The organism is Ramlibacter ginsenosidimutans (genome assembly GCF_016654015.1).
Classification (GTDB): Bacteria; Pseudomonadota; Gammaproteobacteria; order Burkholderiales; family Burkholderiaceae_C; genus Ramlibacter; species Ramlibacter ginsenosidimutans.
Genome location: NZ_JAEPWM010000001.1, coordinates 109,098 through 120,977 on the forward strand (window position 1 = coordinate 109,098; position 11,880 = coordinate 120,977).

Below are 11,880 nucleotides of genomic sequence, written 5' to 3' on the forward strand. Positions count from 1 at the left end.
GCTTAGGGGCTAGGGACTAGGGGAACAACCGGATGCAAGCCAGCTGCGTCCGCCGCATCATAATTGGCCTGACCACTTGGCCAATCCGGTCCGACCCCTAGCCCCTAGCCCCTAGCCCCTAGCCCCTAGCCCCTAGCCCCTAGCCCCTAGCCCCTAGCCCCGCCCCATGCCCCTGCAGACCGTAGGATCCAGCCGCCTCTATCGCCAGATCGCCGAGCAGTTGCGCGGCCTGATCTCGGCCGGCGAGTTCGCGGTCGGCACCCGGCTGCCGGCGGAGCGGGACCTGGCGCGCGAGCTGGGCGTGAGCCGCCCCTCGGTGCGCGAGGCGCTGATCGCCCTCGAAGTCGAAGGCTGGGTGGAGGTGCGCACCGGCTCGGGCATCTACGTGCTGCCGGCGCAGCAGCGGCAGTCGCAGCGCCTGCCGGCAGCGCATGCGAACGACGGCAACGACTGGGGCCCGCTGGAAGTGATGCGCGCCCGTGAACTGGTCGAAGCCGAAGTGGCGGCGCTGGCGGCGCGCAACGCGCGCAAGCCGCAGGTAGGCGCCATCGCCGCCGCGCTGGAGCGCATGCACGAAGACGTGGCCGCCGGCATCGCGCCCTCGGAGAGCGACGAGACCTTCCACGCGGCGATCGCCGACGCCTGCGGCAACGAGGTGCTGTGCGATACGGTGCGCAAGTACTGGAGCACACGCCATGGGCCGCTGTTCGAGCGGCTCGGCGACCACTTCGAAACACCGGCCTCCTGGCGGACCGCGCTCGCCGAGCACGCCGCCGTCCTCGCGGCGATCCGCGTGCGCGACCCCGACGCCGCGCGCACGGCGATGCAGCAACACCTGAAGAAAGCCACGGGCCGGTACAGCGCGAGCTGGCGGCGCACGCGCCCGGCCTGAACCTGGAACCCCGCATGACCCCTTTCATCCGCCTCCATCCGAACGACGACGTCCTCATCGCCCGCACGCAATTGCTGGGCGGAACCAGCGTCGAGAACGTCACCGTGCGCGGGCTCGTCCCGCCCGGCCACAAGCTGGCGGTGCACGACATCGCCGCCGGCCAGCCGGTGCGGCGCTACAACCAGATCATCGGCTTCGCCAGCCGCCCCATCGCCGCCGGCGAGCACGTGCACACGCACAACCTCGACGTGGGACCCGACGGCGGCGACTTCGCGCGCGACTACGCCTTCGGCGCCGACGTGAAGCCGGAGCCGGCCCGGCGCGAGGCCACGTTCCTGGGCATCAAGCGCCCCGACGGCCGCGTCGCGACGCGCAACTACATCGGCATCCTGTCCAGCGTGAACTGCTCGGCGACGGCCGCGCGCGCGATCGCGGACCACTTCTCGCGCCAGACCAACCCCCAGGCCCTGGCGGCCTACCCGAACGTCGACGGCGTGGTCGCGCTCACGCACGGCACCGGCTGCGGCATGGACACCGAAGGCCTGGGCATGCACATCCTGGAACGCACGCTCGCGGGCTATGCGACGCATGCGAACTTCGCCGCCGTCATCGTGGTGGGACTGGGCTGCGAGGCGAACCAGATCAATGCGTGGCTCGCGCACAGCAGCCTGCGCCAAGGCGAGACGCTGCAGGTGTTCAACATCCAGGACACCGGCGGCACGCGGCGCACCGTGGAGAAGGGCATCGGGCTGGTGAAGGACATGCTGCCGCGCGCCAACCGCGTGAAGCGCGAGCCTTGCAGCGCCTCGCACATCACCATCGGCCTGCAGTGCGGCGGCTCCGACGGCTATTCGGGCATCAGCGCCAATCCGGCGCTGGGCGCGGCAGTGGACCTGCTGGTCGCGCACGGCGGCACCGCCATCCTGTCCGAGACCCCCGAGATCTACGGCGCCGAGCACCTGCTCACGCGGCGCGCCGTGCGGCGCGAGGTCGGCGAGAAACTCATCGAACGCATCCATTGGTGGGAGCACTACACCAAGGTGAACGAAGGCGAGATGAACAACAACCCCTCGCCGGGGAACAAGGCCGGCGGCCTCACGACCATCCTGGAGAAGTCGCTGGGCGCCGTCGCCAAGGGCGGCACCAGCAACCTGCAGGCGGTGTACGAATACGCGGAGCCGGTGACGGCGCACGGCTTCGTCTACATGGACACGCCCGGGTACGATCCGGTCAGCGCCACGGGCCAGGTGGCCGGCGGCGCCAACATGATCTGCTTCACGACCGGACGCGGCTCGGCCTACGGCTGCGCGCCGTCGCCTTCCCTCAAGCTGGCCACCAACTCCACGCTGTGGCAGCGCCAGGAAGAGGACATGGACATCAACTGCGGCGAGATCATCGACGGCACGAGCTCGGTCGCGGAAATGGGCGAGCGCATCTTCCGGCTCGTGCTGGCCACCGCCTCGGGCGAGCGCAGCAAGAGCGAACAACATGGCTACGGCCAGAACGAATTCGTGCCGTGGCAAGTCGGCGCGGTCATGTAAGGAGCATCATGAGCAGGACATTCCAGGCGGCGCCGCTGCGCGCCACCATCGCCGCGATCATCCAGGCGGCCGGCAGCAGTGCGCAGGAGGCGAAGACCGTCGCCGACAACCTGGTGCTGGCCAACCTGAGCGGGCACGACTCGCACGGCGTAGGCATGGTGCCGCGCTACGTGGACGCGGTGCTCGAAGGCGGACTCAAGCCCAATGCGAGCGTGAAGGTGCAGTTCGACGGCGGCAGCCTGCTGGCGCTGGACGGCCAGCGCGGCTACGGGCAGGTGGTGGGCGAGCAGGCGATGACGCTGGCGATCCAGCGCGCGCAGGAGACCGGCAGTTGCGTGATGGCGCTGGCGCACGCGCACCACCTGGGCCGCATCGGCCACTTCGCCGAGATGGCGGTGGCGCGCGGCCTCGTGTCCATCCACTTCGTCAACGTGCAGTCTCGGCCGGTGGTCGCGCCCTTCGGCGGCGGCGACGGCCGCTACGGCACCAACCCGTTCACGGTGGGCATCCCGCTGGCGGGGCGCGAGCCCTTCGTGCTGGACTTCGCGACCAGCCGCGTGGCGCAAGGCAAGATGCGCGTGGCGCACAACGAAGGCCGGCAGGTCGAACCGGGGTACCTGATCGACGAGCAGGGCCGCCCGACGACGAATCCCGGCGTGGTGGTCGTGCCGCAACCAGGCGGCATGTTCGGCGCCCTGCTCGCCTTCGGCGAACACAAGGGCTACGGCATGGCGGTAGCGTGCGAGCTGCTGGGCGGCGCACTCACCGGCAGCGGCACCTGGCATCGGCCCGCGGACAACCAGCGCGCCGTCATCAACGGGATGTTCACGATCGTGGTCGACCCGCGCAAGCTCGGCACGCAGGCGAGCTTCGAGGGCGAGGCGCTGGCCTTCGTCGACTGGCTCAAGCAAAGCCCGCCCGCGCCCGGCGGCGACGGCGTGCTGCTCGCCGGCGAACCCGAACGGCGGGCGCGGCGCGAGCGCGAGGCGCACGGCTTCGCGGTCGATGACCAGACCTGGGGCGAGATCGTCGCCGCCGCAGGCAAGGTCGGCGCGCGCATCGCCTGACGCGCCTAGTGGCAACGGGCGCGCTTGGCGCCCGTTACTTCAGCGACTGCCAGCTCTGGAAGTCGTAGCGGTTCTGCGCGTTCGGCGGCACGTTCACCCAGTAGGTGTTGACCTCGGTCTTGGTGCCGCTGGCATCACCGGCGGGGCCGCCCAGGACGGTCGTGGAACTCCTCTGGACCATCGCGCCGCCGGGCAGCAGGTGCGCGCTCGGCACCGCGACCGCAGTCGAAGGAGTCACGGTCACGGTGGCGGAAGGCGCGCCGGGCGTCACCGGGACGCCGGAGCTCGAGTTCACGGTGGCGCCGGTCCCGGTGCTGACGGTGGCGGGGGTGGGCGCCTGGGCGAAAGCGGAAGCGGCCAGCAGGGCCGCGGCGGCAATGGCGATCTTCTTCATTCGGTGCTCCTGTGCTTCAGGGGATGCTGTGGTGCTATTCCACGGCCCCTCCACGCGCAGCAGCGCCGGTCCGCATCGACGAAAGCTGTCAGCGGCGGACCGACGCAGCCCTCAAGGCACAGGCAGCGGCGGCAAGGCGCGCACGGCGTCCCCCGCGACCGGGAAAATCCGGTCCCCCGCGCGCGGCTCGATGCGGTGCATGCCCGTGAAGCTGCCGAAGGCCGGCAGGATGCCCACCGCCTGCTGCGGCAGTTGCCCGCTGTCGTCGCCCAGCCAGAAGCACGGCAGGCGCAGGCGCTCGAACGCGCGGCCCGTGATGCTGATGCACGGATGCCAGTGCCCGGCGAGCACGTACGCATCCGCCACCGGGCGCGGGTGGTGGCACAGCGCGAACGGGCCCAGGCGCAGCGGCTCGTCGACGACGGTGAAGCGAAGAGTCGCCGGCGGGTCGCCCGCGCGGTCGTCGTGGTTGCCGCGCACCAGCGTGAGCTCCAGCGCCGGATGCGCTTCGCGCCATTCGTGCAGCACGCGCAAGGTGCCGGCCGCATGCGATCGCCACGAATGCAGGAAGTCGCCGAGGAAGACCACGCGCTGCGCGCCCGTGTCCGCCAGGGCCGCGTCGAGCCGCTCGAGGGTGCCGGCAGTGGTGCCGCTGGGCACCGGCACGCCCAGCTTGCGGAAGCTCACGGCCTTGCCGAAGTGCGCATCGGCCACCAGCAGCGTTTGCTCGGCGGAAAGGAAAAGGGTGCCGCTCGGATGCAGCAGCGCATCCTGGCCGGCGAGGCGGATTCTCAACATCGATCGAATGGAAGTGCGATGGCGAAAGCTGGGGTTCGCCTGCGGCTCACCGCCAGCCTACGTGAGGCCCGCAAGCGGATCGTAGGCTGGTGGTGAACGAAGTGAACCCCAGCGATGCGCAGTTGGCGCAGGGCGAATTACAGCATGCGCTGCAGCGCCTGCTCCAGGTGCTCCGACGGCGCGCGCTTGAACCCCGAGCGGGCGAAGCGCTGCAGCCGGCCCACCATGAAGGCCGTCAGCACCGAGGCGCGCACCTGCGCGTCCACGGTCGGCGCGGCGGCGTCGGAGGTGATGCGCAGGCTCTGCTTCAGCGACGACTCCACCTTGTCGAAGAACTGGTTCATGCGCTGCTGCAGCCGCTCGTTCTCGAACACCAGCGCGTCGCCCACCATCACGCGGGTCATGCCGGGGTTCTTCTCGGCGAACTGGATCAGCATGGTCACGATCCGTCCCGCCTGCGCCGCTCCCGCGGGCTCGCGCTCGGTGATCTGGTTGATCAGCGTGAACACGGTCTGCTCGATGAATTCGATCAGGCCCTCGAACATCTGCGCCTTGCTGGCGAAGTGCCGGTACAGCGCCGCCTCGCTCACGTCCAGCTTGGCCGCCAGGGCCGCCGTGGTGATGCGCTCGGCCCCGGGCTGCTCCAGCATCGTGGCCAGCGCCTCGAGGATCTGCACCCGCCGCTCGCCCGGTTTCGGGCGCTTGCGCACCACGGCCGGCGCGTCGCCACCGGGGGTCGGTTCGGGAGAGTCGAGCTCGGCGTGGGACATGGAATGCCTAGGTCAGCGGTTCCAAATCATTCTCGCATACGCGACCGTGGGCGCCTCCTGCCGCGACCCGGCCGCGGCATTGCTGCGCGAGCAGGTGCTCACCCCGGCAACGGAAGTGTGACTTTCAAGCCACGACCGGCGGTCCCGGGCTGCAGTTGGAGGTGGGTGCGGTGGACCCGCGCGATCTCCTCCGCGATAGCCAGGCCCAGCCCGTTGCCCTCGCCCTGCGTGCCCTGCACGCGGTAGAAGCGCTCCAGGATGCGCGGCATCTCGTGGGGCGGGACACCGGGCCCGTCGTCCTCCACCTCGAGGAAGGGCTGGCTGCCGCGACGGCCGCACCGGATGGTGACGCAGCCGCCTTCGTGCGTGTACTTCACCGCGTTGTCCACGAGATTGGACAGCAGCTCGCGCAGCAGCCACTCGTGTCCCATCACGTGCACCGGGTCCGCGTCCAGTCCCAGGTCGATACCGCGCGCCGTGGCCGCGTCGAGGTGCGCCTCCAGCGCGCCTTCGCACAAGGCCTTGAGGTCCACGCGCTGCTCCGGTTGCGCTTGCATGCCACGCGCGTCGGCACGCGAGAGCGCCAGCAGCTGGTTGGCGAGTTGCGAGGTGCGGCGGGTCGCGCTGCGCAGCTTGAACACCTGCTCCGTGGGCAGCGCCAGGGTCTGCGCCTTCGCCGCCGTGGTCGCGGCCTGCGCCCAGGCCTCGACCTGGGCCTGCAGCCCCGCGATGGGCGTGCGCAGCTGGTGGGCGGCGTCCGCCACGAAGCGGCGCTGGCTTTCCGCCTGCGCATTCACCAGGCCGAACAGGCGGTTGAGCGAATCCACCAGCGGCCGCACTTCCTCGGGCGACGCGGCTTCGTCGATCGCGCTCAGGTCGCGTGGCGAGCGGCGTTCGACCGCTTCCTTCAGCGACAGCAGCGGCCGCAAGGCCTGCTGCACCGCCCAGCGTACCGCGAAGGCGGCGGCCGCGATCAGCACGAAGTTCGGCAGCAGCACGCGCAGCAGGATGGAGCGGGCCCACTGCTGGCGCGGGTCCGAGCTGTCGGCGATGACGATCACCACTTCGCCGAGCACGGTGGGCTCGCGCTGGCGCACGATGCGCCAGCTCGCGCCATCGTGCTCCTCGCTGTGCACCTCGGGCGCGCGGTCCGTCGGCGGCAGGCCGGCGAGCCACTCGTCCCCGTGCAACACCTTGCCGTCCGGATCGAGGATGGCGAAGGCCGCCGCACCCGGCCGGTCCTTGAGGAACTCCTCGAACGGCGGCGCGAGCAGCAGCAGGGGACGATCGCCCGACTGGCCGATCACCGAGTCCGCCACCAGCGGAATCAGCGAGAGCAGGCGCTCGTCCTGGTGCATCGCGACGTTGTCGGCCGAGCGGTACTCCAGCCATGCATTGGCCATGGCCAGCACGACCAGGGGCGCGATCAGCATCACCAGCAGGCGGCGGCGCAGCCCGGAGGTGACGCCCCGCACCTCGCGCAACTGCGAGCGCGACGCCGGGGCGTCGGGCAGGAAGGACGAAGCGAACAACCTCACTCGCCGTCGGCCGGGCGCAGCTCGAGCCGGTAACCGAAGCCGCGGATCGAGCGCAGCGCCACCCCGTACGGTTCGAGCTTGCCGCGCAGGCGCGAGATGTAGACCTCGACCGCGTTGGGAGTGATCTCCTTGTCCCAGCCGGTGAGGGCCTGCAGCAGCTTCTCCTTGCTGGCCGGCTTGGGCGCGTTGATCAGGAGGTACTCCATGACCGTCCACTCGCGCGGACCCAGCTCCAGCGGCACGGCCGTCCCGTTGCGCTGGGCGCTGGCGCGCCGGTTCGCGGTATCAAGCTCGATCGGCCCGAAGCTCAGCACCGCGGACGTGGCCGCCTGCGAGCGGCGCAAGAGCGCGCGCAGGCGCGCGAGCAGCTCCGGCAGCTCGAACGGCTTGATCATGTAGTCGTCCGCACCGAGGTCGAGGCCCTGCACGCGGTCGTGCAGCGCGTCGCGCGCGGTGAGGATCAGCACGGGCGTGTGATGGCTCGCCATCTCGGGCCGGCGCAGGCGCCGCGTGAGCTCCAGGCCGTCCATGTGCGGCAACCCGATGTCGATGATCGCCGCGTCGAACACCTCGGTGCGCAGCACTTCCTCCGCGCGCTCGCCGCTGCCGACCCAGTCCACCGCATAACCGGCGTTGGCGAGCCCCAGCTTGATGCCGCTGGCGACCATCACGTCGTCCTCGACTAACAGCAACCGCATGGGGCTTCTTCCAGTGCCGCCGCGGAACCGGCTTTGCCGGTCCGCTGGGGGCGCCCCCTCGAGGGGGAGGCGCCGCAGGCGCATCGGGGGTGGGTCATTTCGCGCGGATCATGGTGCCGTAGGCTTGGTCCGTGAGGATCTCCAGCAGCATGGCATGGGGCACGCGCCCGTCGATGATGTGCACCGCGTTCACGCCGGCGCGGGCGGCGTCCAGCGCGCCGCTGATCTTCGGCAGCATGCCGCCGGAGATGGTGCCGTCGGCGAACAGCGCATCGATCTGCCTGGCGGTGAGATCCGTCAGCAGCTTGCCCGACTTGTCCAGCACGCCGGGCGTGTTCGTCAGCAGCACCAGCTTCTCGGCCTGCAACACCTCGGCCAGCTTGCTCGCCACCACGTCGGCGTTGATGTTGTAGCTCTCGTTCTGGTCGCCGAAGCCGATCGGGCTGACCACCGGAATGAAGTTGTCCTCCAGCAGCGCGCGCACCACGCCCGGCGAGATCTCCACGATGTCGCCCACCTGCCCGACGTCGTGTTCCTTCGTCGGGTCCTTGGAGTCGAGCATCTTCAGCTTCTTGGCGCGGATCAGGCCGCCGTCGCGCCCGGTGAGGCCCACGGCCAGGCCGCCCGCCTTGTGGATGAAGCCGACGATGTCCTGCTGCACCTCGCCTGCCAGCACCCATTCGACGACTTCCATTGTCTCGGCGTCGGTGACGCGCATGCCCTGGATGAACTCGCCCTTCTTGCCCAGGCGGTTGAGGGCCTGCTCGATCTGCGGGCCGCCACCGTGGACCACCACGGGATTGATGCCCACCAGCTTCAGCAGCACGACGTCCTCCGCGAAGTCGGCCTGCAGCTCCGGGTCGGTCATGGCGTTGCCGCCGTACTTGATCACCATGGTCTTGCCATGGAACTTGCGGATGTACGGCAGCGCCTGGGCCAGGATCTCGGCCTTGTCGCGGGCGGCGATGGAAAGGACTTGGGTCATGGGCGGGAGGGGATTTGCCCGATTTTGCCGCAAGCGCGGGCGCGGCCCGGATCAGCGCCGCGAACGCAGGAAGCGCTGCAGGGTGCGGGTGCGGAAGCGGACGATGCTGTAGTAGGCGTACAGGTAGGTGAACACGAACAGCAGCAGGAAGCCGATCAGGGCGGCCGTGCTTTGCCAGAACAGCATGGCGGGCAGCGCGCTGAGCACCACGAAGCCCAGGAGGTACGGCGACGTGCGGTTGTTGCGCATCAGCATGCGGCGCGCCTCGTTGTCGTGGAACACGTAGCGCACGATGCGCCGGAACACCAGGTGATGCAGGTGCAGGCCGTCGGGCAGGCCCGGCGAGCGGCCCATGTATCGCTTGCGCCAGATGGAGAACAGCGTCTCCCAGATCGGGTAGGCCAGCAGCAGCACCGGGAACCAGGGCGAGACCTCGGGGTGGCGCTGCGCGAGCTGCACGCAGGTGAGCGCGATCATCGCGCCCCACAGGTAGGCGCCGCCGTCGCCGGCGAAGATCAGGCCGTAGGGATAGTTCCAGATCAGGAAACCCACCGTGGCGCCGGCGAGCACGACCACCACACCGGCGAGCTCGCGGTCGCCGACGGCGAGGGCCACGTAGCCGATCGCGAAACAGCAGATCAGGGTGAGTACGCTGGCCAGGCCGTTGTAGCCGTCGATGATGTTGATGGAGTGCGGCAGGCCTGCCACCGCGAACACCGCCAGCGCGACGCCCACCCAGGGCATGCCTTCCCACAGCCGCTCGACGCCGGGGATGCCGATGCGCGGGACGGCGATCTCGAAGAAGGCGAATGCCGCCAGCGCAGCGAACAGGGTGCCCAGGAGCCGCCAGCGGGGCTTCATGGCATGCGTGACGTCCTCCAGCAGACCGGTCACCGTGGCGATGGACGCAACCGCGCCATACGCGATCGCCGAGGACAAGTGCATCGGGATGCTGTTCACCACCCCGAAGATCGGCTCGGACAAGGCCATCCAGACCCAGCCGCCGATGCAGGCCACCAGCATCGCTGCGCCGCCCAGTCGCGGCACATGGCCGATGTGGAAGCGCTGCGGCACGTCGGTGAGCTGCCAGTAGCGGCGCGAACTCTCCTGCCCGGCGCGCAGCAGCGCGGCGCAGCCGAGCAAGGACAGCAACCCGCTCAGAATCACCAGGATCAGCATTCAGGCAACCTTTTTATCTCTCCCCGACCGCATTTTCTCATCAGTCGGGCGCGGCCCCGCCGCTCGGGTCACATGCGGCCGAGCGCACAGGCGAGCCACAGCATCAACTGCTCGGAGGGCTTCTGGCGGAAGGCGCCGCTGCGGCGCAGCCAGGCGAGGCGGGACCAGGGACTGCGTTCCTGGCGAGCCCGGGCGAACGACTCCAGCACCTGCCGGTTCGCCTGCGTGAACACGGAGGCGCGCTGCGCCAAGGCCGTGACGTTCAAGGCGTTCCACTCACGGTATTCGCCGCGCAGCATGCGCAGCAGCCGCTCCCAGCGCGCGCGCCAGCCGAGATTGCTGCCGATCACATTCTGCGCGTGCTGCCGGTAGCGCACGAACGGGCGCGGGTCGTAATGGATGAAACCATCCGCACCGGAGACGAGCTGGTAGGTGAGCCAGTCGTGCGTCACGACTTCCAGGTGCGCGGAGGCGGCGACCAGTTCAGCCGCGGCGCGGTTCATGACCATCGTGTTGCCGCCCATGATGTTCTGCGTCACCGCGTTGCGGAAGCACGGCGGCCGTACGAACAGTGGCGACAGGCCGCCTTCGCGGTCGTCGTCGTCGACGGCCAGCGTGCGGCCGCCGTAGAGCGCGGGTCGGCTCGCATCGGCCAGCGGGCCCAGCACCTCGATGGCGGCCGCGAGCTTGCCCGGCAGCCATACGTCGTCCTGGTCGCAATAGGCGAACCAGCGGGCCTCCGGCGAGCGGTTCACCCCGTCGGCCATCAGCATCAGGAAGCTGCGCGTGGCGGACCGCCGGGGGGCCGCCTGCACCCAGTGCACCGATCGCACCGCGCCTTGGGGTTGTGCCGAGAGCTCTTGCAGCAAGGCGACCGTGCCGTCGCTGGAACCGTCGTCCGCGACGTGCACGACCAGCTCGACGCCTTGCTGCTGCTCGAGGCTTTGCCACTGCTTGCGCAGGTAACGCTCGCCGTTGTAGGTGGCGAGCAGGACGTGGATGGTGGGCAAGGCCATCGTTTCAGGTTGCGATGAGGAGGTCGTGGAGCATGGAGAGGTCACCGCTGGACCACTGGTCGTACCGGCCAGCACTCCATTCGCGCCGCACCGCGAACAGCCGGCGCAGGAAGGCACGCGGAAGGTTCGCGCGGTGCCGCGCGTGCCGTATGGCGCTATCGATGCAGACCAGCGCGTCCTGCGGGGCGTCTAGCCTGGCCGCGTGCTCGCGGATTTCCAGCAGGCGCTCGAGCCGCCGCTGCTGGGCGGCCACCTGCGGTTCCGTCACGGCCCGCAGCACGCTGCGCGCGCGCCAGCCCCAGGTCGGGATCGGGAGACCTACGGTATTCGTCGCATGCAGCCGGTACTCCATCAAGGGCGTGTCCAGCATCCGCACGCGCGAGGCAAAAGCGCAGGTTAACGCGATCCACTCGTCGTGGATCCAGCGTTCCGAGAACGGCATGGCGAGCGCCAGAGCGTGCACGCTGGAGGCGCAGGCGGCGCCGGTGACGAGGTTGCGTTTCACGTAGGCGAGGTACGCCTGGCCGGAAGCGACCAGTTCCCGCTCCTTGCTTGTGACCAGCAGCGAAGCAAAGAGCCGCCGACCAAGGGGCTGACCGTCGCTGTCGATCAGCGTCGCGTCGCTGTGCACGAGGCCGAGCGACGGGTCGGCCTCGAAAGCGTCGACCACAGTCGCGAGCTTCTCGGGAAACCAGACGTCGTCGTGGTCGCTGAAGAAGACGACGTCGACCTCCCCGAGCAGCAGGCGCGCGGCTTTTTCGAAGTTTCGCACTACACCGAGGTTGCCCTCGTTGCGCTGCAGGAGCACGCGGAACGGCGCGCCCACGGCCCATTCCTGCAGAAGCTCCCAGCTGCCGTCGGTGGAGCCGTCGTCGACGATCGCCATGCACCGCGGGAGCTCGCTCTGCGCGGCGATGCTGTCCAGCTGCGCACGCAGGTAGCGGCCGCCGTTGTAGACGCACATGGCGACACCCGCAGCGGGGCGACGGGCGTGCGCAGGCC

Annotated in this window: 12 protein-coding genes; 3 read left to right on the forward strand and 9 right to left on the reverse strand. The window is 69.8% G+C overall.

Features of this window, described 5'->3' with window-relative positions:
- Positions 1 to 166 precede the first annotated feature (166 nt).
- From JJB11_RS00585 to JJB11_RS00595, 3 genes are read left to right on the forward strand one after another with little or no spacing between them, the layout of a single operon-like run.
- Positions 167 to 892, forward strand: a complete 726-nt coding sequence (locus JJB11_RS00585) for a FadR/GntR family transcriptional regulator (RefSeq protein WP_201165965.1) — start codon at positions 167 to 169, stop codon at positions 890 to 892.
- A 14-nt stretch (positions 893 to 906) separates the two neighbouring features.
- Positions 907 to 2,433: a UxaA family hydrolase gene (locus JJB11_RS00590; RefSeq protein ID WP_201165966.1), complete on the forward strand. Its 1,527-nt coding sequence runs from the start codon at positions 907 to 909 to the stop codon at positions 2,431 to 2,433.
- Between the two features lie 8 nt (positions 2,434 to 2,441).
- Positions 2,442 to 3,500 carry a malate/lactate/ureidoglycolate dehydrogenase gene (locus JJB11_RS00595; protein WP_201165967.1) on the forward strand — a complete coding sequence of 353 codons (1,059 nt, stop codon included), beginning with the start codon at positions 2,442 to 2,444 and terminating at the stop codon, positions 3,498 to 3,500.
- A gap of 34 nt (positions 3,501 to 3,534) precedes the next feature.
- Here the strand turns inward: JJB11_RS00595 and JJB11_RS00600 are convergent, their stop codons facing one another.
- The 9 genes from JJB11_RS00600 to JJB11_RS00640 form a co-directional block, all read right to left on the reverse strand.
- Entirely contained in the window at positions 3,535 to 3,894 is a 360-nt protein-coding gene (locus JJB11_RS00600) for a hypothetical protein (protein ID WP_201165968.1), read from the reverse strand.
- 111 nt (positions 3,895 to 4,005) lie between these two features.
- On the reverse strand, positions 4,006 to 4,692 hold the full coding sequence (pdeM, locus tag JJB11_RS00605; RefSeq protein ID WP_201165969.1) for a ligase-associated DNA damage response endonuclease PdeM: 687 nt from the start codon (positions 4,690 to 4,692) through the stop codon (positions 4,006 to 4,008).
- 137 nt (positions 4,693 to 4,829) lie between these two features.
- Entirely contained in the window at positions 4,830 to 5,462 is a 633-nt protein-coding gene (gene slmA, locus JJB11_RS00610) for a nucleoid occlusion factor SlmA (RefSeq protein ID WP_201165970.1), read from the reverse strand.
- A 98-nt stretch (positions 5,463 to 5,560) separates the two neighbouring features.
- Entirely contained in the window at positions 5,561 to 6,895 is a 1,335-nt protein-coding gene (locus tag JJB11_RS00615) for an ATP-binding protein (protein ID WP_201166969.1), read from the reverse strand.
- Positions 6,896 to 6,996: 101 nt separating this feature from the next.
- Entirely contained in the window at positions 6,997 to 7,698 is a 702-nt protein-coding gene (locus JJB11_RS00620) for a response regulator transcription factor (protein WP_201165971.1), read from the reverse strand.
- A 94-nt stretch (positions 7,699 to 7,792) separates the two neighbouring features.
- Positions 7,793 to 8,683, reverse strand: a complete 891-nt coding sequence (argB, locus tag JJB11_RS00625; RefSeq protein WP_201165972.1) for an acetylglutamate kinase — start codon at positions 8,681 to 8,683, stop codon at positions 7,793 to 7,795.
- A gap of 51 nt (positions 8,684 to 8,734) precedes the next feature.
- The gene (locus JJB11_RS00630; RefSeq protein WP_201165973.1) at positions 8,735 to 9,862 is read right to left on the reverse strand and encodes a glycosyltransferase family 4 protein; all 1,128 of its coding nucleotides are present in this window, start codon (positions 9,860 to 9,862) and stop codon (positions 8,735 to 8,737) included.
- 68 nt (positions 9,863 to 9,930) lie between these two features.
- A complete protein-coding gene (locus JJB11_RS00635; RefSeq protein WP_201165974.1) occupies positions 9,931 to 10,878 on the reverse strand; it encodes a glycosyltransferase in 948 nt (315 codons plus the stop codon).
- 4 nt (positions 10,879 to 10,882) lie between these two features.
- Positions 10,883 to 11,842, reverse strand: coding sequence for a glycosyltransferase family 2 protein (locus tag JJB11_RS00640; protein WP_201165975.1), 960 nt, complete (start codon positions 11,840 to 11,842; stop codon positions 10,883 to 10,885).
- Between the last annotated feature and the right edge of the window lie 38 nt (positions 11,843 to 11,880).

What these genes read in the sequence shown, in the direction of transcription:
- JJB11_RS00585 (WP_201165965.1), top strand. Translation starts at nt 167, where the DNA reads ATGCCCCTGCAGACCGTAGGATCCAGCCGCCTCTATCGCCAGATCGCC.
- JJB11_RS00630 (WP_201165973.1), bottom strand. Translation starts at nt 9,862, where the DNA reads ATGCTGATCCTGGTGATTCTGAGCGGGTTGCTGTCCTTGCTCGGCTGC.
- JJB11_RS00590 (WP_201165966.1), top strand. Translation starts at nt 907, where the DNA reads ATGACCCCTTTCATCCGCCTCCATCCGAACGACGACGTCCTCATCGCC.
- pdeM (WP_201165969.1), bottom strand. Translation starts at nt 4,692, where the DNA reads ATGTTGAGAATCCGCCTCGCCGGCCAGGATGCGCTGCTGCATCCGAGC.
- JJB11_RS00640 (WP_201165975.1), bottom strand. Translation starts at nt 11,842, where the DNA reads ATGTGCGTCTACAACGGCGGCCGCTACCTGCGTGCGCAGCTGGACAGC.
- JJB11_RS00600 (WP_201165968.1), bottom strand. Translation starts at nt 3,894, where the DNA reads ATGAAGAAGATCGCCATTGCCGCCGCGGCCCTGCTGGCCGCTTCCGCT.
- JJB11_RS00620 (WP_201165971.1), bottom strand. Translation starts at nt 7,698, where the DNA reads ATGCGGTTGCTGTTAGTCGAGGACGACGTGATGGTCGCCAGCGGCATC.
- JJB11_RS00595 (WP_201165967.1), top strand. Translation starts at nt 2,442, where the DNA reads ATGAGCAGGACATTCCAGGCGGCGCCGCTGCGCGCCACCATCGCCGCG.
- JJB11_RS00615 (WP_201166969.1), bottom strand. Translation starts at nt 6,895, where the DNA reads ATGCTGATCGCGCCCCTGGTCGTGCTGGCCATGGCCAATGCATGGCTG.
- slmA (WP_201165970.1), bottom strand. Translation starts at nt 5,462, where the DNA reads ATGTCCCACGCCGAGCTCGACTCTCCCGAACCGACCCCCGGTGGCGAC.
- JJB11_RS00635 (WP_201165974.1), bottom strand. Translation starts at nt 10,878, where the DNA reads ATGGCCTTGCCCACCATCCACGTCCTGCTCGCCACCTACAACGGCGAG.
- argB (WP_201165972.1), bottom strand. Translation starts at nt 8,683, where the DNA reads ATGACCCAAGTCCTTTCCATCGCCGCCCGCGACAAGGCCGAGATCCTG.